This window comes from Sorangium sp. So ce726 (assembly GCF_051521405.1).
In the GTDB taxonomy this organism is placed as follows: Bacteria; Myxococcota_A; Polyangia; order Polyangiales; family Polyangiaceae; genus Sorangium.
This window is the reverse complement of sequence record NZ_CP150349.1, coordinates 2,697,507-2,723,820: the sequence shown is the minus strand read 5'-3', so window position 1 is coordinate 2,723,820 and position 26,314 is coordinate 2,697,507. Positions and strand designations below refer to the sequence as shown.

Below are 26,314 nucleotides of genomic sequence, written 5' to 3'. Positions count from 1 at the left end.
ACTCCCTGCTTCAACTTGGCCTCTTCCCGCTCCCGTTCCTGTTTTCGCTCGCCCTCTCGCTCGCCTCGAGCGCGACGGTAGCAGGACGCAACCTGGTACGCGCCCCGGTCCCGCTACCCCGGGAGCGCCCCACGCTCCGCCAGCGCTCTGTGTTGGGTGGCAGGGAAATTCTCCCACCGTACCGGAATCATGGAACCGCCAAGTCGCCATAAGACGCCAAGATTTTTGTGTTGTTCTTGGCGTCTTATGGCGACTTGGCGGTTCAAACTCGTTCCGGGACCGGCGGGAGGCACGGGCCGGGCGCGGCGTGCACCGGTCGCCGCTGCTGCAAGAGACCACCGATGTCCCTCCCTCGGCGGTCGCATGACGACACGGCATCGCGCTCGTGTCATCCCGCGCGGGCGCTTGCTGTGCGGTCCGCGCTCGACGTACGACGCCACGATCGCCCCCGGGAGCAAGCCCATGTCCAGACCGTCGATTCCAGCGCTCGTCACCCACCGCTGCTGCGCCGCCGCCGCCTTTTCCGCCATCGCCCTCACCGCCGCGCCCGGCTCGGCGGCCTCGAGCCGCACGAGTTATGTCGTCACCGAGATCACGAGCGCCAACGCGGGCCTGCCCTCGAGCGCGCGATCCGAGAAATACGCGGAGATGAAGGCGTCCCCCTTCACATTCTTCCGCGGCTCGAACCACCTTTACTGGAAGGATCTCGGCAGCTCGTCCCAGCTCCTCACGTATGGCGGCGCGAGCTCCACCCGGACGTGGCTGGGCGGCGACATGCACGTCAACAACATGGGCTCGTTCGATGACGACCAGGGCGACGTCGTTTATGCCATCAACGACTTCGACGAGGCGGTCATCGGCGACTACCAGCTCGACGTCTGGCGGCTCGCCACGAGCCTCGCCCTGGTCGCGCGCGAGAACGGCGGCTTCAGCCTCGCCAACCAGAGCTCGCTCCTCGACGCGTTCACCGAGGCGTACCTCGACGCGATCGCGAGCTACGCCGGGAACAGCCAGGAGACCACGCTGAAGTTCACGGCGAGCAACACCTATGGCCTGCTCGACGACTTCCTCGACGACGTCGAGTCGTCGAACAGCCGGACCGAGATGCTCGATGATTTCACGATCAAGGTCGGCGGCGTGCGCACGCTCGACACGGGGGGCAATCCGGATCTCGCCGCGGTGACCGCGGCCGTCGACACCGACGTCCGGGGCCACATATCGGCCTATCGCGCCACCCTGAGCGGCGGCGGCGCCGGGCTGCCGGCCGCCTACTTCGCGGTGAAGGGCGTGGCCCAGCGGCTTCACAGCGGCATCGGCTCGCTCGGCGTGACGCGGTATTATGTGCTGATCGAGGGGCCGACCACGGGGCAGGACGACGATCGCCTCCTCGACGTCAAGGCCCAGGGCGCGCCGAGCGCGTTCGCCGGCATCGCCGCCGCCGCCATCTCGCAGACGAACGCGGCGAGCGGCGGCAATCAGGCGTACCGGACCGTGCTCGCGTACAAGGCGCTCGGCTACCGGGTCGACGACCTGCTCGGCTGGATGACGCTCTCCGACGGACAGAGCTACAGCGTGCGCGAGCGCTCGCCCTACAAGGACACCTTCGACACCGCGGACCTCTCGACGATGACCCGCTTCACCAACCTCGCAGAGCAGTGGGGCGAGATCCTGGCGACGCAGCACGCGCGCGCTGACAACGACTGGGACGCGGCGGTGTTTCCGGGCTCGGTCGACGTGCAGATCGACGCCCTCACCGACGGGGATCACGCGGGCTTCCGCGCCAAGGTGCGCGCGATCGCGCTCGATTACGCCGACCAGGTCGCGCTGGATTACGCGAGCTTCTACGCCAACTTCTAACCGGCTGACCGGCGCGCTGGCGGCATCCGGCCAGACTCAGGCAGAGCGCCGCCGCCGGGGAGCCTTCTGCACAAGCGGCTCGAGGCGACCGGTGCCGGCGAGCCGGACGATGCTGCGAAAGCGCGGGCACTCCATGTGGCTCGGCGCGGTACACGCCGCTGCGTGGCGCAGGCCGTCGCGCAGGGCGACCAGGCGCTGGATGGTCCGGTCCAGCTCCTCGGCCTTGGCCGTCAGCCGCTCTCGCTCGATGCGCGGCCGGCCGTCGGGCGAGAACATCCGGGCGATCTCGTCCAGCGAAAACCCCGCCACCTGGCCGAGCGCGATCAGCGCCAGGCGCTCCAGCACCCCGGGGTCGAACAGGCGCCGCAAGCCCCGCCGCCCGGTGGACGCGATCAGCCCCTTCTCCTCGTAAAACCGCAGGGTCGAGGCGGGCACGCCGGAGCGCCGGGCCACCTCCGCGATGTCCAGCTGTTTCACGCTTGACCTCAAGTTGACTTGAACTTGCAAATTACGGCACATGAGTTCCGACTGCAAACCGAAGGAGACTCCGATGTCCGAAGCCCATCAGCCGAATCGCGACCAGGCCGCGCTCTGGAACGAGGCCAGCGGGCGCACCTGGGTGGAAATGCAGGAAGTGCTCGATGGCATGATGGCGCCGCTCGCGACGCCGCTCATCGACGAGGGCTTCCCCGGCGAGGGCGGGCGCGTCCTCGACGTCGGCTGCGGCGCGGGCGCCACGACCCTCGCGATGGCGCGGCGCCTCGGGCCAGCGGGCCTCTGTCTCGGCGTGGATATCTCCGGGCCGCTCGTGGCGGCCGCCAGGGCACGCGCCGCCGCGGAGGGCCTGGCGTCCGCCGTGTTCGTCCACGCCGACGCGCAGACCCATGCGTTCGAGCAGGACACGTTCGACGCGGTGATCTCGCGCTTCGGCGTGATGTTCTTCGACGATCCCGCGGCGGCGTTCGCCAACATCAGGCGCGCCGCCCGGCGCAAGGCGAAGCTCTCGTTCGTGGCATGGCGCAGCGCGGACGAGAATCCGTTCATGACCGAGGCCGCGCGCGCTGCGGCCCCGCTCCTGCCGACCTTGCGCGTCCCGGACCCCGACGCACCCGGCCCGTTCGCCTTCGCGGACAGGGAGCGGGTGCAGCGGATCCTGGACGCGAGCGGCTGGACCGACGTCGACGTTCGCGCGATCGACGTGCCGAGCGGCGTCGCGGAGAAGGACCTGCTCGCCTACGTCACCCGGCTCGGACCGGTGGGTCAGGCGCTGCGGGACGCGGACGAGCCGACGCGCGCCCGGACGGCCGAAGCGGTTCGCGCTGCCTTCGACGCGTACGTCCGCGAGGGTGCGGCCCGCTTCACCGCGGCCTGCTGGCTCGTGAGCGCGCGCGCCTAGAGAGACCCTGCAAGAAAAGCCGGTCGACAACGAGCCGTCGCCGGAAACAGAAGCGATTTTCATGGTTTCCGCCTTGATTTCGTTGCCCGGAACCCAACAGGTGTTTGACTCCGACCGCTGGCATCGCCCGCGGGTCCCCTGCGGCGCACGGAGGCGAAGATGGTCGACTACCCGATCGGTTACCGGTCCTTTCACCGCGACGTGGCGCTCAATTACCAGCTCAACCGCTGGCTCCCGGTGATGGAGGAGGCGGAGGTCACGAAGCTCGCCGGGGAGGTGAGCTCCGCGGCCGACTTCAGCCGCGCGATGCGCGCGCTCGCCGAGCGCACCGGGGCGGAGGGCCGGCACCTCCACGCGTCGAGCTACTTCCGCGCGGCGGAGTTCTTCTTGCCCTTCGGCGATCCCGAGAAGGGTCGCTGCTACGAGGCCTACCGGGCGCACTTCGATCGGGTGGCCGCGGCGCTGCCGCTGGAGCGGCGCGACGTCCCGTTCCGGGGCGGGGTCCTCCCCGCCGTGCGCTTCGCCGCGCCCGGGCCGGCGCGGGACACGATCGTGCTCCACGGCGGCTTCGACTCCTACATCGAGGAGTTCTTCTTCTGGGGGCCGGATCTCGCGGCCCAGGGCTTCGACGTCGTCATGTTCGAGGGGCCGGGCCAGGGCGCGGCCCTGCGCCGGCACGGCCTCACCATGAGTCCGGCCTGGGAGGAGCCGGTCGCGGCGGTGCTCGACCACCTCTCCATCCAGCGCGCGAGCCTGATCGGGCTCTCGCTGGGCGGCTGCCTGGGGATCCGCGCGGCGGCCCACGAGCCGAGGATCGAGCGCGTGGTCGCCTGGAACATCCTCTTCGACTTCTACGACTGCTTCGCTGCCCGCTTGCCCCCGGCGCTGGCCCGCGCCCTCGCCGAGAAGAGCGACGCCGGGGACGACGACGCCGTGAACGCGACGCTCGCATCGCTGGCGAGCGCCGGCCCGGAGGCGGCGTGGGCCCTGGCGCACGGGCAGCACATCAGCGGCTCGCGGACGCCGGCGGACTTCGTGCGCTGGCTGCGCGCCATGAACACCCGCGCGGCCTCGCCGCGCGTGCGGCAGGACGTGCTCCTCCTCGCCGGGACCGCCGACCACATCGTGCCCCTCCACCAGCTCACGCAGCAGATGGAGGCGCTCACGGGCGCGCGGTCGGTGACGGCCCGCATCTTCACGGCCGCCGACCACGCGGCGAGCCACTGTCAGGTGGGAAACCTGCCGCTCGCGCACGAGGTGATAGCGCGGTTCCTGGACCTCCAGCTCCGCCCCCGCGACGAGCAGCGCTGACCGCGGGCGCGCTCAGTTCGGTGAGCGCCTCGAACAGCGCGCTCACCTCGTCCGCTTCAGGGCCGCCTTGAGCACGTGCTCCGCGATGAGGTAGCCGAACCCCTCGCCCTCGATCCGCCGGATCAGCTGGTCGCGTGTGGTCCGGAGCGCCGCCGCGGTGGCGACCAGGTTCCACCCGTGCGCCGCGAGCTGCTGGAGGAGCCGGGCGCGCCTCACCTGACCCGCCGAGAGCCGGTACGTCTTCGCGTACTCCAGCGTGCCGTCCTCGCGCACGATCGCCTCGCCGATGTGGTTGTCCAGCGCCGGATCGAGCTCGGTCATGAACCGCTGCAGCGAGAACGGGCCCGCCCGGTACACGCGCTCCGCCGCGATCGGCCGGCCGAGAAGCCCCGCGGCCGTGTCCACGTGCAGCGCGCCGGCCTCCGCCCGCGCCCGGCCGAGCGCGGCCCGCAGGTCGTCGAGCGAGCCGATCTGCGCGGCGTCGAAGGTGTGCTCGAACGCCTGGCTGTCGCCGTTGTGGCGGGCCGCATAGAGCAGCGTCTGCTCGTAGAAGTCCTCGATCAGCGTGCGGTGCAGCGCGCGGTAGTCGTCGGGGTGCGACACAACGAACACCGACGCGAGCAGCTCGCCGACGAAGAGCAGGACGCCGCACTGCCCCTCGTGGATCTCGAAGACGCGCAGCGCGTCCTCCAGGCTCGGGATCGCCCGGCCCGAGAGCGACATCTCGGTGCGCGGGTCGAGACCGCGGGAGATCGCCCGCCGCGAGTACTCGGACCAGGCGATCTCGGGGGCGTTGAAGTGCAGGGCGAGGAAGCCCTCCATCGCGAGGTGCAGCGGCAAGAGGCGCAGGCGGTTCCGCTCGGCCGGGTCCTCGCCGCGGGCCTCGCGCCGGGCCATGCGGTGGAGCAGCTGGACGCCGCAGCCCCACTTGCTGAGCGGGTTTCGGACCTCCGGCCCCGCGAGCGCCGCGCCGTAGGACGCGACCGGCGAGCCGTCCTCGGTCCACCCGATCACGAGCGCGTGCGGCACGTAGGAGCAGTAGGCCCTGCCGTCGCCGAGATCGACGATCGACCAGGCGTCCTCGTGTCTGCGGCCGGCGATGCGCAGGTCGTCCCGCGGCGCGTCCCGGAGGAGCGGGACCAGGCGCACGCCCGCGAAGACCTGGGCGTGCGTTGCGGAGAGGCCCCGGAGCGAGAGCGACCGGAGCAGGGCCGGCGCCTTGGCCATCAGGGCACCTCGAGCGCCGCGGCGGGCGCCTCTTCTGCGAGCTCCACGGCTTCTGCCGGCTCCGCGGCGCCTGCCGGCCCCGCATCCGCAGCTGGCTCCGCGGCGCCCGGCGTCCGGGCGTGCCGCGAGAGCAGCGCTGTCGCGCGCTGCGCGAGGTAGCGCTCGAGCTCCGCGAGCGGCGCCGTGCCCTCGGCAAAGCGGGCGAAACCGAGGACCGTCGGCAGGTCCTCGGCGTCGCGCAGGCCGACCGTCGGGATCGACGGGCCGAGCGCGCGGGGTGCGTAGCGCTCGCTGTCGAACACGGGGTTGATGTGGACGATCGACGTGCGCTGCCCCGGGTCGAGCCGCGCTCGGAAGCAGCGGGCGACCTCGGCGGCGGCGCCGGGTGGGTCGTTCTCGAAGCCGTCCGAGAGGACGACCACGACGTCGGGTCGCCAGGCGAGCGCGTCGAGCAGCGGCGTCGCGAGATCGGTCTGGCCGCGCGCGCCGACGAGGATCTCGTCGGGCGTGGGCGCGGTCCAGAAGGCGCGGTACTCGCGGGCGGCGGCGCGCAGCAGGTAGCTCACGCCGAGCGCGACGGCGAGCGGGCGGCGGCGCTTCTCGCTCGATCCGGACGCCGAGTAGCTCCGGTCGAGCACGGCGGCGACGCGCCCGAGCGCGGCTGGGCTCTTCCTGAGCGCGCGGGCGGCGGCGCGCTCGAGCGCCGCGTGGAGCTCGTCGCGGCGCTCGCGCCGCACCTTCTCGGGCAGCGAGAGCGCGTAGAGCGCGACGCGCGTGAGCGGGGCGCGGCCGAGGTCGACGGCGAGGTCGACGTCCTCGCGCCCGGCGGCGCGCTGGAGCCGAAGGCGCTCGCCCTCGGTCATGCGCGGCGCGGCGCGGCGCAGGAGCTCTTCGCGAGAGACGCCGCGGGCGGCGGCGAGCCCCTCGGCGACGGTCAGCGGCAGGTCGAAGATCGCCTCTTTCGCATAACGCGCCTGCCGCGCGCGCTCGAGGAGCGGCGTCTCGAACGGCGCGCGGCGCTTGGGCTCGAACAGGAAGGGCCCGATCTCGCCGGGGAGCTGGAGGTGGGCGTGCACCGCGAGCGCGCGGACGTGGCCGCGGTACTTGACGGCGTCGAACGCCGGGTCGGGCCGCCCGGCGAGGTAGCCGCGGATGACGGCGCGCGCGCGGCGGTTGTTCACGCGGCGCTCCCGGAGCTCGCGCAGCGCCCGGAGCGCGCGCTGCGGCGGGAGGTCCCGGAGCGCGGCCGCGATGAGCGAGCCCTCCTCGCGCCGGTCGGGAGCGGGCGTCTCGGCGCCGGTCGCGAGGAGGTTCACGGCGATGCGCGCCTGGTTGAAGTGGTTGATGCCGGCGGCGAGCGTGCGCGCGTAGAGGCGGCGGTAATTGCCGAGGATGTACTCGTGGAGGAACTCGATGGAGACGGCCTGGCCTCCGGAGGTGCCATAGAACTCGGCCTGCCCGGTGCACGCGAAGCAGGCGTTGATGAACATGACGAGGTCCTCGCGCTCGACGCGCTCGGTGTGGAAGCGTGCGGGGGGCGCGGGAGGGGCGGTGAGCATGGCAAAGAGCCGCCCGGGGAATGGTGGGGCGATCAACCTACGACAGTTTCCAGACTGGGATCGGAAATCGCCCCGGAGTCCCACGGGCGGCACGGGCAGAATACCTCGGGAGGGGCGGCTCGCAGAACTGACTGGAGCGCCACGCGGAGCGCGGAGCCTGTTTCCGACGCCGGTGTGAGACCATCGGAAGCGCGCCCACATGATACCGTCGCCTCGGCCAGTGCGCGGACGGGGCTCCCTCTCTCTGCTGGCAGCATTCCTCCTCCACGCGGGCGGCATCGTCGCGGCTCGTCTGCTCGTGCCGGAGAGCCTCGCGGTGCCGGCGCGGGCCGGCGCGGATGGCCCGCTCGATCCGCTCCTGGTGCTGGACCTCGACGTCTCGTTGGACGAACCCAGGACGCCGGAAGCCCGAGCGGCGGAGCCCCGCCAGGACCTCGCCCTGGCAAGGGGCATCGATCCTGGCTTCTCCCGTGCCGCGCCGAGAGAGCGCGGCAGAGCGCTGCCCGAGGCGCCTCCTGCACGAGTATCGCGCTCCGGCCCGGCGACCCACGATCACGCGCCCCCGGACGCTGCCCAGGTGCATCCGGACGCTGCCCACGTCCCCCCGAACACTGGCCTTGCGCCGCCGAGCGCGCCCGACGCGCCTCCCCCCGCCGCGGCACCTCCGGGCCTGGGCGGCGCGCCGATCTGGGCATTGCCAGGCGTCTTGCCGGTGGAGCCCCCGGTGAATCCCCGCGCTCCCGAGCGCCCCCTCGCCCCGGTTCGCCCGGTCCAGGAGCGCCCCGCGCGGAGCGACGCGGGCAAACACGAGCGAGAGCCGGTCCTGGTCTTCCCCGCGGCGGGCGTGCTCGCCTCGGCGGTCGCGGAGGAGGTGTCGTCGTCCGTCGTGCCGCCGGACTCGGAGAGCTCGTTCGAGCTCACGCTGGACGCGAAGGGCCGGCTGGTCTCGGTGCGCTTCCTGGAGGCAAACACGGGGACCGGCGACGACTATCGGCGCGTCGCCCAGGCCGTGTTGAAGCGCTTCTCCGGGCGAGCGCTGGCGATGAACGGGGATTTTGCCGCCGGGAGCAGGGTGACCGTCCACGTGACCAGCCGGGTCGTCATGCCGGATGGCACGTCGCGCGGGATCCCGACGCCGACGATGAAACCTGGAGCCGGCAGGCCGATCATCCGCGAAGACTCGCTGGACGATCACCTCAGGTCACCTCATCTCGCGCCGTCGCCTGGCCTGAAGCTGCCCAAGCTGACGTTTCTCCTCGATCTCGCGAACATCGGCGCGCAGCGCCGGAGGGTCGTCAGCACGCGGGTCGAAGCGGTGCCTGCGGCGTTGCCCTAGAGCACCGACGATGAGCCAGCCCCGAGGAAATCAACAGGAGGGAAGAGAAACCGCAAGGGGCGCAAGGGAAGACAAGAAAATATCTCGTCTCTGGTCCCTTGCGCCCCTTGCGCCCCTTGCGGTTTAGCTCTTCCCGCCTTCCTTGCCCCTGGAGCTTGCTTCCCGGCAGATCGGTCGGGCCTCGCAACCCATTGAGTTCAGGCAACTTCCGGCCAGGCCCGTTCCGGCGTCCAGCAGGCCTCTACTCCGGCCAGACCTCGATCCAGACGAACAGCACCTGTCCGGCGGCCTGGTTGTCGACCGCCACCGGATAGACCGTGCGCGCTCGGAGCGCCTCGATGAGGTGGCCGTGGTGGATCGCGAACCTCCCGATGAAGTCGTCGTTCACGAGATCCCTGTCGATGAGCTCACCGCTCAGGTGGACATCCGGCGTGAGCGGCACGCGGTACCAGGTCGGCGGACCGTTCCATCCAGGCGTGCAGGTGTCGCGTTGCCCCGGGCGATCCAGCGCGCGCCTCCCCAGCGATCGGCCGCCCACGAACAGCTCCGCCGAGCCGAAGGGCTCCGGCGGCTCGGTCCCCGCCCCTGCCGCCTCCGCCGCGAAGCCGGCCACGCTGGCGGCCGCCGCGACAGGGTGCTTCGTGCGGAGCAGGCCGCCGATGGCGGTGAGCGCCTCCGCCGGGACCGCGCTCATGCCGTCCCATTGACGGCCGTCCGCCTTGGCCGGGCTGATGACGGCGCCGTCGATGGAGATGCGGACATGCGCCGGCAGCGGCGGAGCCGCCGGCTTGCACGCCGCGCAGCCGAGGGCGATCCCGCACAGCGCGGCCGCTCCGAGAAGACGTGACGCCATGCCTCGAGAGCGTATCCCGGCGGCCGCGCCGCACCAACACCGAAGCGCGCGCGGGGACGCGGCCGGGTGCGCTGGTCGCGCGGTGACATCTCGCGGCAAGCCTGCATCCCCCTGATTCGGCGACGTGGCGCGCCCCTGCGATCACGACGCCCTGGGCTTGCCGCATGGACGGGCCCTACCCCGGAACGTATGCTGATCGAACTCACGGAGGCGTTGATGCAAGCCCAATGCGTCAGAATACCGCTGTTCGCCGGAAAGACCCAGCGCTTCGTCGACTGGATGCGGGAAGCAAAGAGCAGGAAGCGAGAGATGCTGGAGTCGATGAGCATCGAGGGCGTTTGCGCAGAAGCCATCTTCCTGGAGCAGGGTGAGACAGAGGACTCGATCGTATTCTATATGCGCGCACACGACCTGGCGCGCGCACAGCAGGCATTTGCCTCGTCGGATCTCGCGATCGACAAGGCCACCAGGGACATCATCGCGGAGTGTTGGGACGTCGCACGCGCCCGACCTCTCGACGTGTTGCTCGAGCTCGAAGCCCCCGAAGCATCGGGGCCCGGCTCTCCATAGCCGGCCTCTCGAGAAGAGAATGCTGCCCCTTCATGCAGGCAGCACGCCGCCGGTCTAACTCGGAAACCCAGCGAACGTGCCTGTCCATCACCTGCGCGACGCACGACTCGCGTCGAGGGCGTTCATCCGCGCAATCGCCTCGGCCAGCGCGCCGTCGTCCGCGCCCTCCGCGTCGCCAGAGAGCGCCGCCTCCGCGGCGGCGAGCGCCGCGTCGCGGAGGCGGTAGAGCTCGGGCTCGGGGATGCGCTCGCGCGCGGCGAGGACGCCCGGCGGAACGCCGCGCAGCATCTCCAGGACCAGGCCGACACGGCGGCGGGCCTCGGGCGGCGGCGGCGCGCCGAGGCCGAGCCGCCGCTGCGTGGCCCGCGGCCCTTCGGCGAGGCGGCGGGCGGCGGCCTCGGCGACCTCCGCGGCGAGCGCGTTGTACGCCGGCGGCGACGGGAGCCGCGCCTCCGTCCAGACGAGCAGCCGCACGAACTCGCGCGCCCCCTCGAACGCCCGCCGCCCGTGCAGCATGCGCCGGTTGTCGACGACCAGGATGTCCGCCGGGCCGAGCGACAGCTCGATCACCTCGCGTCGCGACGCCTCGACGAACCGCGCGAGGCGCGCGGCGAGCGCGTCCCCCGGCGGCACGACCGGCGCGTGCGTGAGCGCGAGCGCGCCGCCGCGCAGCGACACCGTGGGCCCGAAGAAGTCGCCGAAGACGAACGGGATGCGCCTGTACACCGTGAAGAGCGCGCGGAAGAGCTCGGGATCGGCGCGCTCGATCGCCGAGAGCAGCGGCCAGCCGTCGAGCAGGAGGCAGCCGCCGCCGCGCTCCGCCGGCCTGACGCAGGCCATGATCTGCACCGCCGGAGGCGCGCCCGCGAAGCACTGGCTGTCGGTGTGGAGCGGCGCCGCCGCGGAGCTCGCGGCGAACGACCTGCCGCCCGGCACGGCCTTGATCGGCTGCCGCTCCACCAGGAGCGGCCTTGCCCCGAGGAGCCGCTCGGCGAAGCTCCACGGCGCCCGCGCGGCCTCCTCGGGCGCCAGCGCCGCGTCGCCGCGGAGGACCGAGAAGCCGCGCGCCGCGAGCTCGCCGAAGAGCCTCGCCGGACCGCCCTCCGGCCCGGGCCAGATCCATCGCTCGCTCATGGGCGCGCTCCGCCAGGGCGCTCGAAGGGCAAAATCATGATGTTTATCCAGTACATACAGACCAGATGGCCGCGCCGTCCGCCCCGCTCACGCATCGAGGAAGCGGGCCTCCCGGAAGCCGGCCCGGAGCAGATCGCGCGGGATGGGCACGATCCGGAGCAACGGCGCGCCCTCGGGCACCTCGATCGGCGCCCCGAGCCGGCGCACGTGGAACACCGCCGGGGTCGCGAAGAACGCGTCGGTCGCGACCACGCCGCGCATCACGTCGTAGCCGTCGCCGTGGACGCCGTCGAGCAGGCTCGACCAGCCCGGCGGCGTCCGGGTGAAGGCCCACGGCTTCACGAAGAAGTGCGGCTCGCCCGGTGGATGCGGCGTGAAGTATTTCGTCAGGTACCAGAGCGCCCCGCGGTTCGCGGCGATGAAATCGTCGCCGAAGGTCCGCGCGAACGTGCGCTCCACCGCGGCCGCCCCCTCGGCGAGGCGCGGCGCCTCCGGCGCGACGGCGAGCGTGTGCCCGTCGAACGTCGCGCGGAACGGGACGGCGTTCCTCACCACGATCGACGCAAGCCGCCGAGCACCCCCGCGCCAGGGGACCGGATCCGGCCCGGCCGCGGTCGTGACCTCGGTCACCTCGGCGATCTCCGGCGCCGCCGGCCCGGCGACGACCAGCCGCACGCGCGCCGGCCCCGCGCTCGCCTCGCCGCCGCTCCCCTCGCCCGCGCTCCCCTCGCCCGCGCTCCCCTCGCCCGCGCCCGCGTTCCGCCCACCCGCCGTGCCCCCCACGAGCCGCCGGTACTTGCGGGTCACCTGGCCCTTCTTCACCGCGAAGTACTTCGCGTCGTAGAACTCCGCGTGCGCCCGCCCCACCTCGGGCGCGTCCGCGAGCGAGCACGCCTCGATTTGCACGTCGGGGAGCACCGGCGCGATGCAGCCGATCTCCCCCTCGAGCTGCAGGTGCTGCGGGGCCTCATCGCGGACGCGCAGCTCGACCACCAGCGGGACGAACGCGCCGTCGTCGGCGAGGTACGCCTCGCTCACCTCGATGAGCGCGTTCCGGCGGTTCGCCGCCCCCGCGACGCGCAGCCACAGGCCCGGGTCGGGGCGCACCAGGAGCCCGGTCCACAGGCGCAGGCGGGGCGGCCCTAGCCCCTTCCGGCTCGTCCAGGCGAGGCCGCCGCGCAGCGCCCGGTGCCATGCCCCTTCCGGCGCCAGGAAGCCCTGCGAGACCAGCCGGGTCAGCGCGGCGCGGTGGGCGCGGGCGAGCGCCTCGCGGTGCTCGCCCGCCGGCTCGGCGCGGAGCGACCCAAGGCGCCGCCGCACCTCGATCGGCCGCGCCAGCGTGATCTGGAGCCCGAACGCGTTGCCCTCGAGCAGCGGCACGCACGCCTTCGCCACCCGGAGCGGCACCGCGCCGTCGAGATCGCCGGTGCGCCGGGTGAGCCGGCACAGGCCGAGGGCGTCGAGCACCTCGAAGCGGGCGTCACCCGCCGCAGCCACCACCACCGCCGCAGCCGCCGCCGCCGCCGCAGCCGCCGCCGCCCCCGCAGTTCGACGAGCTGCAGCTCGATCCGCCGGACGAGCCGCCCGTCGAGACCGGGGGGGGCGGGGTCATCGCGTAGACCATCGGCCCGAAGAGCGGCGACATCGCGAGCGCCGCCGTGCCGCTCGCGGCGACCGTCAAGCCGATGTCCACCGCCTCCCGGCGGCGGCCGCTCGCGACGTCGGAGCGGAGCGAGACGGTCGAGTCGTCGAGCCACCGGAGGTAGTCCGACTTCATGGTGCTGTAGGCGCTCGCGGTCCGCGCCACGATCCACGTGGCGACGAGCAGCGCGATCATCTCCACCACCAGGAACGAGTACGGCCTGTCGAGCTCCTCCGCGCGGATGGCGCGGATCAGCCCCACGCCGAGCACGCCGATACCGATCGCCCACACCACGGCCGAGAGGGCCGTCATCGTCCCCCGCGGGCGGAGCATCCCTGCGGCGGCGAGCTCCAAGCGGAGCTCCTGCTCGAAGCGGGCCGCGATCTGGTTGGCGGAGGTGCGCACCTGATCGAGCGAGAGCGTCACCGTCTGCTGGCCGTGCGCGCCCCTCGACGAGAGCGAGCTGAAGAACGCCGCGAGCACCCGGTCCGGCGGCGGCGAGCCGACCACGAGGTGGAGCGCCTGCGGCGCGTCCTTCGCGTCGCCCGCGGGCACGAGCCAGCCCGCGCCCATCGCGACCGCGATCAGCGTGGCGGCGACGCCCTTGTTCTCGTCGCGGAGGTACGCGATCGCCCAGTACTCGTCCGGCTGAGGGATCCAGCCCGCCGAGAGCCGCCGCCGCCACGCCGGTGAGCGGTACGACGCGCCCCCCGCGGGGACGCTCGCCTGCCCCGCTCGATCCAGGGAGGCGCCGACGGCGCTGCGCACCAGGATGGCGACGATGAGGCCGGAGATCGAGAGCGCCAGATAGAAGAACAGGAACGCCGGCCCCGATCCCATGTTGAACGGGAAGAAGTCGAAGATCTCGTGGATCATGGCGCCTCCTCCGGGTGCTCCAGCCGGTCGACGTCGTCGACCGCGCGCGCGAGCAGCTCTGCCAGCGCCGCGTAGGCCGCGCCCGGCGCCTCGTGGACGCGCTGCAGCGGGGCCACGTCGACGCCAAGGAGCTTGCCCGCTCCGGCGAGCACCGCGCCCAGATGATCGTCGCCCTCGATCCCGTGCAGGCCGAGCAGGGCGTGGAGCGGGCCGCGGATCTGCTTCACCTTGCGGGAGACCGCGCCCTTCAGCGCGTCGTCCGCGCCCATCCCGTCGACCACCGCGCGCCGGAGGCGGATCTGCGCCTCGCGCAGCTCCTGCTCGACGCGCAGGCGGCGGTTCTTGCCGTCGATCACGAGCGCCGAGAACGGGTCGCGGCCGGAGAGGAGCACGTGGCACCGGCGGATGTCGTCGTAGAGCAGCGGGAACACGTCGGCGGCCCTCGGGATCTCGGCCTCGGTCAGGATCATCGCCTCGATGCGGGCAGCGTAGCGCGCGATCTGGAGCGCATTGGCGATCGCGTCGAGGCTCTGGCGGGAGGCCTCCTTGAGCACCACCATCAGATCGACGTCGCTCTGCCCGTCGCGGTAGCCGCCCCGCGCCGCGCTCCCGTACACGAGCAGGCACGAAAGCTCGTCGCCGAGCGTCCGCCCCAGGCTCTCCTTGAGCTCGACGAGCCGCGCCTGCACCGGCGCCGGCAACCTGGAGACGGCGCTCCCCGTGGCGATGGATCCCTCGTTCATGGTCTACCTTCGCGGCTCGATGAGCCGGACCTCGGCGCTCGAGCCAATCCCCTTGATCGCCCAGACTACCCGACCTCCCGGCAGCCGCTCTCGCCGAATGAACGGCAGGAGCCTGGGCCTGACGCTCCCGTCGCCCGCGGGCCCGACGAAGCGGGCGCGGAGCAGCAGGCGGTCCACGATCGCCTCGGACGCGAGCCGGGCGTCGTCCACCGCCGCCGCGGCGATGCGGAGCGCGTCGGCGACCGCCGTGAGGCTCGGGGCCCGCGGCGACGCCTCGACACACCGGGCCCCGAGGCGCGCGGCCGCCTCGCGGTGAGACGAGAGCCGCGGCAAGAGCGGGAGCGCGTCGTCGACGCGCTTGCGCTGGAGGATCGCGCGCGACCGGGCGACATCCTTGGCGTCAAACGGAGCCACGGCCTCCGGCGGCGGATCGACGGGTGAGGTGAGCAGCTCGGCCACGCGGGCCTGGACCTCGGCGAGCGCCGACGCCTCTGAGGGTGAGGCGTCGGCAGAAATTTGCAGCAAGGCGGCGCGAGAGGCGGGCAACCCCGGTCGGGTCGGCGCCAACGTGGGTTCGGCCGGCGTGGGCCCGGCCAACCTGGGTCGGGTCAACGTCGGTCGGGACGGCGCGGACCGGGCGATCGCCCTCGCGGTCGCGATCTCGGCCGCGAGCGCGGCAAAGGGCGGGAAGTCACCGTCGCGCTCGAGGAGGATCGGGAGCGGCCCGGTGCGAGCAAAAACCTGAGCAAGCAGATCGAACACCGGCGCGGGGACCGGATGGGCATGCGTGTCGAAGTAGAAGCCGTGCTCCACGACGCCGCCGGCGATGTGGAGCATCGCCACGCGCTCGAGCGGGTAGGAACCGACGAGCTCCCCGGGATCGACGCCTGCGTTGACGGCGTTCGCATAGACGTTGCCGACGTCGAGGAGCAGATCGCACCCGGTGCGGGCGACGACCTCGGCATAGAAGTCCCCCTCCCCGAGGGCGTCGCCGGGGAACCGCAGCGTGCACGCCGCGTTCTCGAGCAGCAGGGGGATGTCCGGGAGCGCCCGCCGGGCGGCGGCGACGTTCCGCGCGACGGCGCGCGCCGCCTCGAGCGTGTACGGCAGGGCGGTGAGGTGGCCGATCTCCCGGCCGCCGCCGCGCACGAACGCGACGTGCTCGCTCACGACCGGGGCCGAGAGCTCGCGGCAGAGCGCCCCGAGGCGCCGCGCGCGATCCATGTCGATGCCCGAGGCGCTGCCGAGCGAGAGCTTCACGCCGTGGGGCACGACCGGCCAGATGCGCGCGATGGCCGAGGCCTCGCGCCGCGCGGCCGGGCTCGCGAAGCAGGCCTCGGCGACGACCTCGACGAAGTCCACCGCGCCGGGCGCGGACAGCAGATCGGCGGCGAGCTCGGGGCGGAACCCGACGCCGACGGCGCCGACGCAGGAGAGGGGCGAGCTGGGGGCGGGCACGAGCACGCGGAGACCTGCCTCAGTCTGCCCTCGCGGAGGGATCCGGAACAGAGGACATCGGGATCGGCTAGAAGTCGAGCTCACCCGAGATGCGAGAGGCAGCACCGATGCGCGAGGAGGGCTATCGCCTGCTCTATGGCCAGGCGGTCGAGGACATCCGCGCGTTCCTCGATGGCAAGGTGCTGCGGCCCTTGAACCAGCTCCCGGTCGATCCGACCCTGCTCGGATAGGCTCCGCCGCCGCGCCCCGCGCGTCAGAGGAACTGACTGCTCCACTTGCGGAACGTCATGATGCCTTTCTCCCCGGCGCACAGGACGGGCTGAGCGCGGTAGATCTTGTTCTCCCAGATCGGGATGTCCTCCTCGAGCTGCCGGCAGATCTCCGCAGCGAGGGCCTGGCCGAGGCGCTGCGCGCCGTCGTTGCGCAGCCAGAACGCGAAGCGAATGTCGACGAGCTCGTCGTCGATCGGGGTGACCGTGTTCACGAAGAGGAGCTCGACGATGCCGGTGAAGCGGATCGTCCCGTACCCCATGCCGTGGCCTTCCCATGTGATCGTGCCGTCGACCACCTGCCCTCCCGGGCCCTTCTGCTTCACCGCCGACCTGGATCGGATGACGTGGCCCTCGATCTCGATCTCGGTCCGGGGCGGCTCGAGCATGCTGTGCACCGTCACGAAGTGGGCCGGATCCACGATGTTCTCGAGGGTCTCCTGGATGTGCGTCCGGACCCTCCAGCGCTTGCTCAGCTTCGGGGACCACTCCGTCGAGCGCGCCTCGGCGAGCGGCGGGATCTCGAAGGCAGCGGGCTCGCCGCCGAGCGCGTGGTGGACCAGGATCAGGCCGTCGAGCTCCCGTACCTCCCAGGCGCGGGTCCTCGCTTTCGGCGGGATCGTGTCCGCATAAGGGATGTGCACGCACTTCCCTTCGCCGGAGATCACCCATCCGTGGAACGGGCACCGGATGCCGCCCTGCTCGACGCGGCCGCCCACCCCGAGGTGCGCGCCCATGTGAGGGCAGTGGGCGTCGAGGACCCGAGCCTCGCCGTCCTGCGTCCGGAACAGCACCAGATCCTGCCCGAAGCAGCGGAGCGAAATGGGCCCGCCCGTGGACAGCTCGTCCGAGGTGGCGACCTGGAACCAGCCTCGGGGGAAAGGCTGAAGAGGGATTCGAGCGCTCACGTGGGTCTCCTCGGCTCAGCGTCTGTCGGGGCCGCCCGCGCGCTCGTGCAGCGCCGGGCGGAGGGGCTTCATCGTGCCGGTGATCGTGGCATGAGAACGTCACTCTACCAGCAAACCTCGCAGGCGTGAGTGTGCCGAGGCACTGGCACGCTCACGCGCGGCGCGCTGCGCGCCTGGCGAACGGCCGGCCGCGAGCTGCTGGGCAGCCCGGGCGGGTGGCGGGGCACCTCCCCCACCGTGCCGGAATGATCGAGCCGCCAAGACGCCAGAAGACGCCAAAATTTTTGTATTTTTCTTGGCGCCTTCTGGCGTCTTGGCGGCTCAAAAGTCCCTACCTTCGGCCAAAGTACCCCACCGCCCGTGGGCGAGCTGCGCTCGCGCCGGGAGTTGCCGAGCGCAGTACGCTGATGGCCCTCATGCGCGGCGCACGGTAGGCTCGTGGGCGTGCCAGGACCGCGTTGGGCTCGCCGCGCGAGGAGGGCGACGCAGGCCGCCGTCGCGGCGACGGGGCTCGTGCTGCTCGCGCTGCGCTACGTGATCCCCGTCCTCATGATGCAGGCGCATCCCATCGGGTCCACGGCGTCGCCCTACGGATATGTCGAGTACGTGCCGCCGGAGCCGGGGCCGCGCCCGCTCCTGCTCGTGCTGCACGGCGGGAGCAGCCGCGGTGACGGTAGGGACCCGCGCGCCATCATCCACCGCCTGCCTCCGCTGCGTTACCTGGCGCGCGCGCGCCTGTTCGGCACGTCGTCCCCGCTCGTCGACGCCGGCGTGCTGATCGCCGCGCCGCAGTCGCCCGGCGAATGGGACCCGGCGACGATCGACGCCTTCCTCGACTACCTGCTCGCAACGCACGAGATCGATCGCGACCGCATCTATCTCACCGGCTTGAGCATGGGTGGATGCGGAACGTGGCGCTACGCCGCTGTCCATCCGGAGCGGCTGGCGGCGGCGCTGCCCATCTGCGGTGCTTGCCCGCAGACGGGTGAGCTCGCGGCGGGTCTGCGCACGCTGCCGGTGCGCGCGTTCCACGCCTTCGACGACGAGATCGTGCCGAACTACATGTCCGCGACCTGGGTGTCCGCCATCGCCGCGCTGCGGGGTGCCCCGAGCGAAAATCCGATGCTGAGCTATCCGCCGGGGTCCGATTCGACCGCGGTGTTCGATGGCGGCCGGGTCGTCTGGCGTCCCGGTACCGACGCGTCCGCGGACGATGCGCTCACGCTCACGGAGTTCGCGCGCGGCGGACACGCCGTGTTCATCGATGTCTACGCCGAGGATGCGACCTGGCGCTGGCTGTTCGCGCAGCGCCGCGGCGCTCGTGCGAACTAAAAGCACCCCTCAGCGCGCCGCCGCGAGCTGGTCCAGCCCCTCTTCCACGCCGATGACAGGCGCATACCCGAGCTCGTCGCGGGCGCGGTCGGTCTTCACGGTAACCGAGCGCGACATCATGGCGATGGCGAAGCGGGTCATCGGCGGCGCCCGGCGGACGCCGAGGAGGCGCCATGCGCCCTCGATCGCGGCCGCGAGCGGGAGGGCGACGGCGCTGGGGACGCTGCGCCCGGGCAGCGCCACCCCTTGCGTCCGCGCCAGCGCCGTCAGGAACTCGCGAAACGTGTGGGTGCCGTCGTCGGCGACGAAGTAGGCGCGCCCGCCCTGGCCGCGCTCCAGGGCGAGCAGCAGCGCGTGCACGAGGTTCGCGACGTGCGTCGTCGACGTGCGCGCGCCGCCGCCGTTGAGCCAGGCGAAGCTCCCCTCCCGCGCCATGCGCAGCACGATGGGCAGCACCGTCGCGTCCCTTGGACCCCAGACGAGGCGCGGGCGAATGGAGACGGTGGTCATGCCGCCTGGATCGTTCGCGGCGAGCACGCGCCGCTCCGCCTCTGCCTTCGTCTCCGAGTACAGGAAGCGTTGCCTCTCGGGATAAGGGTGCGTCTCGTCGATATCGACGAGATCGTGGCCATCGAAGAGCGCCGCCTCGGTGCCGACGTGGACGAACCGACGCACGCCGGCGGCGCGCGCCGCGTCGAGCACCCGCGCCGTCCCCTCCACGTTGCCCTCCCAGAACTGCGCGCGCGTCCCCCACTCCTCGACATACGCGGCGCAGTGCACCGCGGCCTCGGCGCCCGCGAGGTCCTCGCCTTTCAGCGTCCCGAGGTCGGCCGCGACCGGCGCCGCGCCATAACGTCGCACGACGTCGGCGCTCTTTGGCGAGCGCGCCAGCGCGCTCACCTCGTGACCGGCGCGCACGAGCCCCTCGATGAGATGGCCTCCGATGAACCCCGAGCCCCCTGTAACGAAGACCTTCATGGCCGCCACGATGCCCGCTCTCTCACCGGATGTCCAATGCGGCCAGCGGCGGCCCCGGGACGGGCGCAGTGGTCGAACGGCTCGAACGGCCGGGGAGGAGTTGACTGAATCGATGTGCCCGCGGTCAATCGGCTGGCTGGACCGCCCGGTTGCACGAATGTACATCTCTGGAATGGCGCGTCGCTACTCCGTCGCAGAGGCTCGGGCGCATCTCCCCTCCATCATCGAGCAAGCGGAAGCGGGTGAAGTCGTCGAGCTCACCCGGCAAGGTCGCCCCGTGGCGGTCGTCCTGTCCCGGGAGGAATTCGAGCGGTTGCGCTCGGCTCGACCGAGCTTCGGCGACGCGTACCGTGCGTTCCGGAAGAGGCACGCCCTCGAGGAGGTGGGCCAGGAGCGCGACTTCGCCGCGTCCGTTCGCGACCGTTCGCCGGGTCGTCAGGTCAAGCTGTAAGCCGGCGCTCCTTGCTCGAAACCTCCACGATCTCGGAGCCGATGAAAAGCGGGTCGAGCAGAAAGAAGATGTAGGCGCCGAATCACCGTATCGACAGCGAAGTCAGGTATCGCCGCGCAGCCCCGCGCGACAGCCGCTCAGAGGCGGCGCAGCTCAGCCGAGGAAGTCGAGGACATCCTCGTTGAGCTTCTCGGGGTTCTCGAGCCACATGAAGTGGCTGCCCCCCTCATCCGCGCCGAAGAGGATGAGCTCGGCGCCGGGGATCTGGTCGGCGACCCACTGCTGGGAGATGGGGTTGAAGATGCTCGCCTCTCCGCCGACGACGAGCGTGGGCACGTCGATCCGCGGGATCACGTCTCTCCAGTCCTGCTCGGCCTGGTCCACGAGCAGCTTGGCGGCGTACTCGCGCGGGAGCTTCAGGTTCTGCTCGACGACGAGGGCGAGCTGATCCGCCGGGTAGCCGGGGGTGAACATGGTGGCCAGGAGCCCGTAGGTCGTGGGGATCCCGTCGGGCCCGCGCAGCGCGGCGGCCGTCTCGTGGAGCGTCTGCGGGGTGAACAGGGCCCCCGCCTCGGCCGCCTCCTCCGCGGACCAGTCGGGCCAGGCCGTCATCGCAGGGCCCACGTCGACAAGGATCAGGCGGTCCAGGTCGCGACCCCCGTAGTTGTCCCAGTAGCTGTAGAGCGCGCCGCACCCCATCGAGTGCCCGAGGACGGAGAGGTGCTTGAACCTCATCCCGCAGATGAACTCGTGAAGATCCCTGCTGAAGCGCGCGATGCGGTAGCCGTGCTCGGGCTTCTCCGACTCGCCATGTCCGCGCCAGTCGAGCGCGAAGACATGGTGGTGCCGCGCGAAGGCGAGGATCTGCGCACTGTACAGCGCGGCCGACTGGGACCACCCGTGCAGGAGGAGCAGCGGCCTCCCCCTCCCCGCCTCCAGGTAGTTGAGGGCGATCCCGTCGCTCGTCGTGAAGGTCCCCGAGCGGATGCGCGGCGCGGCCGAGGCCTCTCCACCGAGCAAGCTCGTGGCGGCCAGCCCCGCGCCGAGGCCCACCGCCTGCTTCAGCACCTGGCGACGGGTGGGGGTCGAGTTGAACGAAGGCGCTCCTTGCTTCTTGTCGGTCATGGCTCTTGATCTCCACAGCCGGCCGCGCGCGCGAGGCTGCCCCTCGAGAACACGCCGCCACGGCAAAAAGGAAGAGTCTCAACGCGACCGCGGCGATCGCCTGGATTGACGATCCTCTCGGCCGCGCCGTCGAGCTGATTGTTCACGAACGGACCACGACCGCAAGTAAATACTAATTATAAACGACCTAAGCAAATCTCCGACGCCGGCGCGTGTCGACACAGGAGACAGGCCGCGCGGCGCCGCGTTCGCGACGGCGCGCGTCGTGTCATGCCATGGACCGGACGCAGTCAATCGGAGGGAAGTGGCTTGAGATCGATTGCCATGAATCACCTTGATCCTCGGTGATCCAGGGCGACCCCGTGGTGGACCCGAACGCGAGGCGATCGCCGCTGTCATCGATGTCGAGGGCGTGCCGGAACGTGAGGTCGTACGCGTGGCGCTGCGGGAGCCCATTGCGGAGCACGTCCCAGGTCTTGCCGCCGTCGCGCGTGCGGGACACGACCACGTTGCCGCCGGCGGGCGAGCCCGCGGCGCGCCCCCCTGCTCCGGGCGCGTGGTCGATCCGGATCGAGACCGATGCAAGGCCGATGGCGGGGCCCGCCTGCCCGTGACGGGCCTCACCGCCCTGGCGCCTGCGGCTGAAGCGGTCCGGAGCGGCGGCCCGCGGGTCGAAGGGTCGCGCGCTCCCGCGACGCCTGGCTGGCGCGAAGGCTGCCTGGCTGGTAGTAGCGTCGAGCTGGTAGAAACCTCGTGAAGCCCCTCCTCTCCACCGCGGTGTCGTGGGAATGCGCATCACGCCGCCTGTTGGCTCGAGCCGAGAGGGGCTATTGCCTTGGAGCGCAGACATGTTGAAGGTGGCGATCATCCTGGGGAGCACGCGGCCGGGCCGCAACGGCGAGGCTGTCGCGAAGTGGGTGCACGACGTGGCGACGAAGAAAGGCGGCGCCGACTACGAGCTCGTCGATATCAAGGATTTCGACCTGCCGTTGCTCGATGAGCCGGTGCCCCCGTCGATGGGACAGTACACGAAGCCTCACACCAAGGCGTGGGCGGCAAAAATCGATTCGTTCGACGCCTTCGTGTTTGTCACGCCGGAGTACAACCACGGCACCTCGGGCGCGCTCAAGAACGCGATCGATTACCTGTTCAAGGAGTGGAACAACAAGGCAGCTGGCTTCGTGAGCTACGGCAGCGCGGGAGGCTCACGCGCCGTCGAGCACCTCCGGCTCGTGATGGCCGAGCTCCAGATCGCGGACGTGCGCGCGCAGGTCATGCTCTCTCTGTTCGACGACTTCGAGAATTTCAGCGTGTTCAAGCCCCGCCCCCGCCACGAGAAGTCCGTCGGTGCCTTGCTCGATCAGCTGCTCGCGTGGGGCGGCGCGATGAAGACGCTGCGTACCGGGTGAGCAAAGCGCGCTCGCGGAGCCTCAAGGGCCCTGTCAGGCGCGCCAAGCCGCGTCGCGACGGAATTGTTTGATGAAATGGTAGCGAATCACGGGATGTCTCGTGGCATTCGCCGATTCTACCGCGGACGGTGCAGGAGGGTACGAGGAGGACCCTGCGGAGAGGAAATCGGCGCCTGAGACCGCGGTGAGGAAACCGGCGCCGACCTCGATTGTGTAGGGTGTCAGATGGCGCAACTCTTGGTCGGCTCGTGGGGCTTCACGGCGGACGGGACCCTCGCTCGGAGGCGCCGGTGAACCTCGCCGCGCGGCCTCATTTCGAGGGCCAGACCCGGGCGGAGGAGCTGCTCCCCCCTCCGGCGGACGGAGGCCGGAGCCCTCCGCCGGACGACATCGCCGTGCCATCGGAGCGGAAGCCTCCACCCGCCGTGACGCAGCGCTCCGGCGAAGAGGCGCTGGAGCTCGGCGCGCTCTACCGCAACCACCATCGCCTGGTGTACCGCCTCGCGCTCCGCTACGGCCGCGGCAACGTGGCCTGGGCAGAGGACGTGACGCAGGACGTCTTCCTCGACTTGATGAAGGCGCTCGAGAACCTGACCGAGCGAGACAACCTCGAGGGGTGGCTGTACCGGACGACCTCGAATCGCTGCCTGAACCGCCTGCGGCGGGACCGATTCCTCGCGCTCCCGCCCATCCGCTGGCTGCTCGGGCAAGGCGAGGCCGAGCGCAGCCCCCTCGATGAAGTGACGATCGCGCGCGACGATCTGCGCCGCGCGCTCGAGACGCTGGGCACGCTGCCTCCCAAAGAACAGGTCGCTTTCTCGATGTTTTATCTCGACGGCAAGGAGCAGGAGGAGATCGGGAAGATACTCGGCCACTCCAAGGGATACGTTTGCAAGCTGATTCAAAAGGCGGTTGCGCAGCTCCGCGACGCCGGATGGGAGGTGGGCCATGACGCGAAACCGTGATCTGCTCGCGTTGCTGCGCGAGGTGGACCAGCAGCTCGCCTCGGTGAAGCCGTCCCCTCAGCTCGAGGCGCGCCTCGTCGCGGAGCTCGATCGGCGCGGGCGGCGGCCTTTCACGGCCGGGAGCGGGGGGCGCTCGCTCGTGCTGGCGCTGGGCGCCAGCGCGAGCATCGTCGCTCTCGGCACCGCGCTCCAGCGCCTCACCCCCGGCTCGATCTCCACAGAGCGCCCCGTCGAGCCAGCGGTCGAGCTTATGGGCGATCCCCCTCCCGCGGACGGCGGGCTCCTGGAGCGCACGCCGGCGCACGGCCCGACAGCGCCGCCTCCCCGGATCCGCGCCCCGCTCCTCCAGGAGCCTCCCCGCCGGCTCGCTCCGGCGCCGCCCGTGCCGCGCAGCGCCGTGCCGCCGCGGGACGCGAACGACACTCCATGGCTCCTGCACGACAGCCGACTCCCTGTCGACCGCGCCTCGCCTCCGCCGGCGCGCGGGCACGTCGAGCCGCTGACCCCCCCGCAGACGCTGGGCCGGAGATGGGTTGATGGCCCGGAAGGGCTGTCTCCTCTCGCGCAGCGCGGCCCTCACGCCGCGCTGCGCCGAGGCTCCGGGGGCGTCCCCGCGGAAGCGGCCGCGCACGAGGGCGAGAGCGGAGAAGGCACCCGAGCCACGGACACTGAACGACCCGCGACCGAGGATCCGGCGGCCCCGCGGGACCAGGCGCTCTGCCAGTCGGCGGACACGTTGCGGCGTGAGGCCAGGGCGCAGTGCGAGGCGCAGGGCCTCATCGTCGCAGATCTGACGCTGCTCGATCCCTGCGATCACGGGAGCTACCTCGACGCCGAGTACACGTGCGGGAAGATGGCGCTGACCACGTGCTGGAAAGGGGTGCTCGGCGACGGCGTCACGTGCTTCGACACGACGTATGTCAAGGACGAGGTCTGGATGATGTGCAGGGACAGGGGCACGGAGCTCCGCTCCCTCGAGCAGGAGCAACCTGACCGGGACTGCGGGGATCACGAGACGACAAGGGTCTACTACGAGTGCTGCCCCTCGGGGGATCCGCTGCCTTCGCCGTCGTGCTGGGCGAGCGAGATCGACTTCGGTGAGGCATGCCAGCCGTACGAGACGCTGGATGCCGAGGCCACGGCGCTCTGCAGGGGCAAGGGCCACTATCTCTTCCGTCGTGTCTACGGGGACAAACACGTCGCCTGCACCGACGCCACGGCCACGAGCCTGAGCTACACCTGCTGCCCCTTCTGATCGCGAAATCGCCCGCCCGAGGAAACCGCCGGCCTCGTCGCGGTTGGTAGATGAGAGCGACACGACGGAGAGGGCGCGCTGACCCGAGCACGAGCGGCGCGCGTTCGGAGCTGTCCGGCGCAACGCCGGCTTTCACGGAGGATCACGATGCGGACTTCCCTTGCGATAGGTCTATTGCTCAGCGTCTCGATATCCAGTCTCCTCGTCGGCTCCGGGTGCACCATCACCATGGCGCCGGATCCCGATCCACCAGCGGGCTCGACGGGCGGGGAAGGCGGGAACGGCGGGGACGCGAATCAAGGGGCGGGCGGCGGCGAGGACCCGGGGTCGGAGGGCGCCGGGGGACGCTTGCCTCCCCCGCCCTCGGCGTGCTGGCTCGGGGATATGGGCGACGGATTCACGTGCCACGACACGGCCACGCTCCGGGATCACGCCCAGGCGAGGTGCGCGAGGATGGGCGCGGAGCTCGCGAGCTTCGTGAGCGACACCCTCAACCCGAGCTGCGCCGAGCACGAGAGCAGCGAGGTGGTCTTCGAGTGCTGCGGCGGCGAGCCGCCGCCTCCGCCGCCGCCGAACTCGTGCTGGAAGGGCGAGCTGGGCGACGGGTCCTCCTGCATCGACATGGGCGCCATCAAGGATCGGGCCTACGCGATGTGCGTGAGCGCGGGCGCCCAGCTCACCTGGCTCGACGCCCCGCCGGACCCCGGGCGCTGCGGTCCGAACGAGGCGACCCAGGCCACCTTCGAGTGCTGCGGCTCCACGCCGCCGCCCCCTCCGCCGCGCGCGTGCTGGAAGGGCGAGCTCGGCGACCGCAAATCCTGCGTCGACCCCACCGACCTCAAGGGCCAGGCCTATGCGGCGTGCTCGCTCAAGGCCGGAGACCTCACCTTCTTCGATTACGAGCGGAACAACCCGGGCTGCGCAGCCCACCAGACCAGCTGGGGTTACTTCGAGTGCTGCGGTAACGAGCCGCCGCCTCCTCCGCCGCCTCCTTCGTCCGGCGTGTGCTGGAAGGGCGAGCTGGGCGATGGCCTCTCCTGCGTCGACCGCACGGTCATGAAGGATCGGGCCTATGGGACGTGCGCGAGCGCAGGCGCCAAGTTCACCTCCTTCACGTACGAGGAGGAAAACCCGCGTTGCACCGGCAATGAGACCAGCAAGGCCTTCTTCGAGTGCTGCGGCAACGAGCCTCCTCCTCCGCCGAGCGCGTGCTGGAAGGGCGAGCTGGGCGATGGCAAATCCTGCGTCGACCGCACGGCCATGAAGGACAAGGCCTATGCGACATGCGTGAGCGCAGGCGCCAAGTTCACCTCCTTCAATTACGATGAGAGCAACCCGCGCTGCACCGGCACCGAGACCAGCAAGGCCTTCTTCGAGTGCTGCGGCGCCGAGCCGCCGCCTCCTCCGCCGGAGACGTGCTGGGGCGGTTCTCTGGGCGACGGCACCTCGTGCATCGACGCGACCGTCCTCAAGGAACGGGCCTACGCCACGTGCGCGAGCGACGGCGCAGAGCTCGCGGCGTTCGACCTCGGGTACGATGGTCGCTGCGCCGCCTACGAGTCGAGCCACGCAAAGTTCAGCTGCTGCGCTTCGAAGACGCCGCCCCCTCGGTAGCGCCGGCGCGACCGCGCGGAACCCCGGGCGAGCGCTCTCGATCCTC

At 71.5% G+C, this 26,314-nt stretch carries 25 protein-coding genes; 12 read left to right on the top strand and 13 right to left on the bottom strand.

Annotation, left to right across the window (positions count from 1 at the left end; translation table 11 throughout):
• Positions 1-462: 462 nt before the first annotated feature.
• On the top strand, positions 463-1,857 hold the full coding sequence (locus tag WME79_RS10405; protein ID WP_437534568.1) for a DUF2252 domain-containing protein: 1,395 nt from the start codon (positions 463-465) through the stop codon (positions 1,855-1,857).
• A 36-nt stretch (positions 1,858-1,893) separates the two neighbouring features.
• Here WME79_RS10405 and WME79_RS10400 read toward each other — a convergent pair whose 3' ends face one another.
• Positions 1,894-2,334: a helix-turn-helix domain-containing protein gene (locus WME79_RS10400; RefSeq protein WP_437534567.1), complete on the bottom strand. Its 441-nt coding sequence runs from the start codon at positions 2,332-2,334 to the stop codon at positions 1,894-1,896.
• 73 nt (positions 2,335-2,407) lie between these two features.
• Here WME79_RS10400 and WME79_RS10395 point away from each other — a divergent pair, with 73 nt between their 5' ends.
• A complete protein-coding gene (locus tag WME79_RS10395) occupies positions 2,408-3,253 on the top strand; it encodes a class I SAM-dependent methyltransferase (protein ID WP_437534565.1) in 846 nt (281 codons plus the stop codon).
• A 159-nt stretch (positions 3,254-3,412) separates the two neighbouring features.
• Complete coding sequence (locus WME79_RS10390; protein ID WP_437534563.1) at positions 3,413-4,564, top strand: alpha/beta hydrolase; 1,152 nt, start codon at positions 3,413-3,415, stop codon at positions 4,562-4,564.
• A gap of 42 nt (positions 4,565-4,606) precedes the next feature.
• Here WME79_RS10390 and WME79_RS10385 read toward each other — a convergent pair whose 3' ends face one another.
• A complete protein-coding gene (locus WME79_RS10385; protein ID WP_437534562.1) occupies positions 4,607-5,791 on the bottom strand; it encodes an ARPP-2 domain-containing protein in 1,185 nt (394 codons plus the stop codon).
• Positions 5,791-7,350 carry a hypothetical protein gene (locus WME79_RS10380; RefSeq protein WP_437534561.1) on the bottom strand — a complete coding sequence of 520 codons (1,560 nt, stop codon included), beginning with the start codon at positions 7,348-7,350 and terminating at the stop codon, positions 5,791-5,793. Before WME79_RS10380 ends, WME79_RS10385 begins: the two co-directional genes overlap by 1 nt.
• 724 nt (positions 7,351-8,074) lie before the next feature.
• Between WME79_RS10380 and WME79_RS10375 the strand changes: the two genes are divergently transcribed.
• Complete coding sequence (locus tag WME79_RS10375; protein WP_437534560.1) at positions 8,075-8,686, top strand: hypothetical protein; 612 nt, start codon at positions 8,075-8,077, stop codon at positions 8,684-8,686.
• Between the two features lie 241 nt (positions 8,687-8,927).
• On the opposite strand, the gene WME79_RS10370 is transcribed toward WME79_RS10375, so the two are convergent.
• Positions 8,928-9,539: a hypothetical protein gene (locus tag WME79_RS10370; RefSeq protein WP_437534559.1), complete on the bottom strand. Its 612-nt coding sequence runs from the start codon at positions 9,537-9,539 to the stop codon at positions 8,928-8,930.
• A gap of 189 nt (positions 9,540-9,728) precedes the next feature.
• Between WME79_RS10370 and WME79_RS10365 the strand changes: the two genes are divergently transcribed.
• A complete protein-coding gene (locus tag WME79_RS10365) occupies positions 9,729-10,109 on the top strand; it encodes a DUF6176 family protein (RefSeq protein WP_437534558.1) in 381 nt (126 codons plus the stop codon).
• Between the two features lie 87 nt (positions 10,110-10,196).
• Here the strand turns inward: WME79_RS10365 and WME79_RS10360 are convergent, their stop codons facing one another.
• The 5 genes from WME79_RS10360 to WME79_RS10340 all read right to left on the bottom strand — a co-directional run bounded on the left by WME79_RS10360 (position 10,197) and on the right by WME79_RS10340 (position 15,968).
• Positions 10,197-11,243, bottom strand: coding sequence for a TauD/TfdA family dioxygenase (locus tag WME79_RS10360; RefSeq protein ID WP_437534557.1), 1,047 nt, complete (start codon positions 11,241-11,243; stop codon positions 10,197-10,199).
• 87 nt (positions 11,244-11,330) lie between these two features.
• Positions 11,331-12,740: a hypothetical protein gene (locus tag WME79_RS10355; RefSeq protein ID WP_437534555.1), complete on the bottom strand. Its 1,410-nt coding sequence runs from the start codon at positions 12,738-12,740 to the stop codon at positions 11,331-11,333.
• Positions 12,724-13,761 (bottom strand): hypothetical protein, encoded by a 1,038-nt coding sequence (locus WME79_RS10350; RefSeq protein ID WP_437534554.1) that lies wholly within the window; start codon positions 13,759-13,761, stop codon positions 12,724-12,726. Before WME79_RS10350 ends, WME79_RS10355 begins: the two co-directional genes overlap by 17 nt.
• The gene (locus WME79_RS10345; protein WP_437534552.1) at positions 13,758-14,504 is read right to left on the bottom strand and encodes a nucleotidyltransferase domain-containing protein; all 747 of its coding nucleotides are present in this window, start codon (positions 14,502-14,504) and stop codon (positions 13,758-13,760) included. Before WME79_RS10345 ends, WME79_RS10350 begins: the two co-directional genes overlap by 4 nt.
• 3 nt (positions 14,505-14,507) lie before the next feature.
• Positions 14,508-15,968: a DUF692 domain-containing protein gene (locus tag WME79_RS10340; protein ID WP_437534551.1), complete on the bottom strand. Its 1,461-nt coding sequence runs from the start codon at positions 15,966-15,968 to the stop codon at positions 14,508-14,510.
• Positions 15,969-16,051: 83 nt separating this feature from the next.
• Between WME79_RS10340 and WME79_RS10335 the strand changes: the two genes are divergently transcribed.
• Positions 16,052-16,192: a hypothetical protein gene (locus tag WME79_RS10335; protein WP_437534550.1), complete on the top strand. Its 141-nt coding sequence runs from the start codon at positions 16,052-16,054 to the stop codon at positions 16,190-16,192.
• 23 nt (positions 16,193-16,215) lie between these two features.
• Here the strand turns inward: WME79_RS10335 and WME79_RS10330 are convergent, their stop codons facing one another.
• Positions 16,216-17,139 (bottom strand): Rieske 2Fe-2S domain-containing protein, encoded by a 924-nt coding sequence (locus WME79_RS10330; RefSeq protein ID WP_437534548.1) that lies wholly within the window; start codon positions 17,137-17,139, stop codon positions 16,216-16,218.
• 444 nt (positions 17,140-17,583) lie between these two features.
• Here WME79_RS10330 and WME79_RS10325 point away from each other — a divergent pair, with 444 nt between their 5' ends.
• On the top strand, positions 17,584-18,471 hold the full coding sequence (locus WME79_RS10325) for a hypothetical protein (RefSeq protein ID WP_437534546.1): 888 nt from the start codon (positions 17,584-17,586) through the stop codon (positions 18,469-18,471).
• A 9-nt stretch (positions 18,472-18,480) separates the two neighbouring features.
• Here the strand turns inward: WME79_RS10325 and WME79_RS10320 are convergent, their stop codons facing one another.
• On the bottom strand, positions 18,481-19,449 hold the full coding sequence (locus tag WME79_RS10320) for an NAD-dependent epimerase/dehydratase family protein (protein WP_437534545.1): 969 nt from the start codon (positions 19,447-19,449) through the stop codon (positions 18,481-18,483).
• Between WME79_RS10320 and WME79_RS10315 the strand changes: the two genes are divergently transcribed.
• A complete protein-coding gene (locus WME79_RS10315) occupies positions 19,448-19,900 on the top strand; it encodes a type II toxin-antitoxin system Phd/YefM family antitoxin (RefSeq protein ID WP_437534544.1) in 453 nt (150 codons plus the stop codon). The genes WME79_RS10320 and WME79_RS10315 overlap by 2 nt on opposite strands.
• A gap of 153 nt (positions 19,901-20,053) precedes the next feature.
• Here WME79_RS10315 and WME79_RS10310 read toward each other — a convergent pair whose 3' ends face one another.
• Positions 20,054-21,025, bottom strand: coding sequence for an alpha/beta fold hydrolase (locus WME79_RS10310; protein WP_437534543.1), 972 nt, complete (start codon positions 21,023-21,025; stop codon positions 20,054-20,056).
• Positions 21,026-21,293: 268 nt separating this feature from the next.
• On the bottom strand, positions 21,294-21,527 hold the full coding sequence (locus WME79_RS10305; RefSeq protein ID WP_437534541.1) for a hypothetical protein: 234 nt from the start codon (positions 21,525-21,527) through the stop codon (positions 21,294-21,296).
• 346 nt (positions 21,528-21,873) lie between these two features.
• On the opposite strand from WME79_RS10305, the gene WME79_RS10300 reads away from it, so the two are divergent.
• The 4 genes from WME79_RS10300 to WME79_RS10285 all read left to right on the top strand — a co-directional run bounded on the left by WME79_RS10300 (position 21,874) and on the right by WME79_RS10285 (position 26,268).
• Complete coding sequence (locus WME79_RS10300) at positions 21,874-22,434, top strand: NADPH-dependent FMN reductase (RefSeq protein ID WP_437534539.1); 561 nt, start codon at positions 21,874-21,876, stop codon at positions 22,432-22,434.
• A gap of 290 nt (positions 22,435-22,724) precedes the next feature.
• Positions 22,725-23,399 carry an RNA polymerase sigma factor gene (locus WME79_RS10295; protein ID WP_437534537.1) on the top strand — a complete coding sequence of 225 codons (675 nt, stop codon included), beginning with the start codon at positions 22,725-22,727 and terminating at the stop codon, positions 23,397-23,399.
• Positions 23,383-24,654, top strand: a complete 1,272-nt coding sequence (locus WME79_RS10290) for a hypothetical protein (protein WP_437534536.1) — start codon at positions 23,383-23,385, stop codon at positions 24,652-24,654. Before WME79_RS10295 ends, WME79_RS10290 begins: the two co-directional genes overlap by 17 nt.
• Before the next feature lie 147 nt (positions 24,655-24,801).
• Positions 24,802-26,268 carry a hypothetical protein gene (locus WME79_RS10285; protein ID WP_437534534.1) on the top strand — a complete coding sequence of 489 codons (1,467 nt, stop codon included), beginning with the start codon at positions 24,802-24,804 and terminating at the stop codon, positions 26,266-26,268.
• Positions 26,269-26,314 lie beyond the last annotated feature (46 nt).

What these genes read in the sequence shown, in the direction of transcription:
- WME79_RS10405 (WP_437534568.1), top strand. Translation starts at nt 463, where the DNA reads ATGTCCAGACCGTCGATTCCAGCGCTCGTCACCCACCGCTGCTGCGCC.
- WME79_RS10395 (WP_437534565.1), top strand. Translation starts at nt 2,408, where the DNA reads ATGTCCGAAGCCCATCAGCCGAATCGCGACCAGGCCGCGCTCTGGAAC.
- WME79_RS10390 (WP_437534563.1), top strand. Translation starts at nt 3,413, where the DNA reads ATGGTCGACTACCCGATCGGTTACCGGTCCTTTCACCGCGACGTGGCG.
- WME79_RS10385 (WP_437534562.1), bottom strand. Translation starts at nt 5,791, where the DNA reads ATGGCCAAGGCGCCGGCCCTGCTCCGGTCGCTCTCGCTCCGGGGCCTC.
- WME79_RS10380 (WP_437534561.1), bottom strand. Translation starts at nt 7,350, where the DNA reads ATGCTCACCGCCCCTCCCGCGCCCCCCGCACGCTTCCACACCGAGCGC.
- WME79_RS10370 (WP_437534559.1), bottom strand. Translation starts at nt 9,539, where the DNA reads ATGGCGTCACGTCTTCTCGGAGCGGCCGCGCTGTGCGGGATCGCCCTC.
- WME79_RS10365 (WP_437534558.1), top strand. Translation starts at nt 9,729, where the DNA reads ATGCTGATCGAACTCACGGAGGCGTTGATGCAAGCCCAATGCGTCAGA.
- WME79_RS10360 (WP_437534557.1), bottom strand. Translation starts at nt 11,243, where the DNA reads ATGAGCGAGCGATGGATCTGGCCCGGGCCGGAGGGCGGTCCGGCGAGG.
- WME79_RS10350 (WP_437534554.1), bottom strand. Translation starts at nt 13,761, where the DNA reads ATGATCCACGAGATCTTCGACTTCTTCCCGTTCAACATGGGATCGGGG.
- WME79_RS10345 (WP_437534552.1), bottom strand. Translation starts at nt 14,504, where the DNA reads ATGAACGAGGGATCCATCGCCACGGGGAGCGCCGTCTCCAGGTTGCCG.
- WME79_RS10335 (WP_437534550.1), top strand. Translation starts at nt 16,052, where the DNA reads ATGCGAGAGGCAGCACCGATGCGCGAGGAGGGCTATCGCCTGCTCTAT.
- WME79_RS10315 (WP_437534544.1), top strand. Translation starts at nt 19,448, where the DNA reads ATGGCCGCCACGATGCCCGCTCTCTCACCGGATGTCCAATGCGGCCAG.
- WME79_RS10320 (WP_437534545.1), bottom strand. Translation starts at nt 19,449, where the DNA reads ATGAAGGTCTTCGTTACAGGGGGCTCGGGGTTCATCGGAGGCCATCTC.
- WME79_RS10310 (WP_437534543.1), bottom strand. Translation starts at nt 21,025, where the DNA reads ATGACCGACAAGAAGCAAGGAGCGCCTTCGTTCAACTCGACCCCCACC.
- WME79_RS10300 (WP_437534539.1), top strand. Translation starts at nt 21,874, where the DNA reads ATGTTGAAGGTGGCGATCATCCTGGGGAGCACGCGGCCGGGCCGCAAC.
- WME79_RS10290 (WP_437534536.1), top strand. Translation starts at nt 23,383, where the DNA reads ATGACGCGAAACCGTGATCTGCTCGCGTTGCTGCGCGAGGTGGACCAG.
- WME79_RS10285 (WP_437534534.1), top strand. Translation starts at nt 24,802, where the DNA reads ATGCGGACTTCCCTTGCGATAGGTCTATTGCTCAGCGTCTCGATATCC.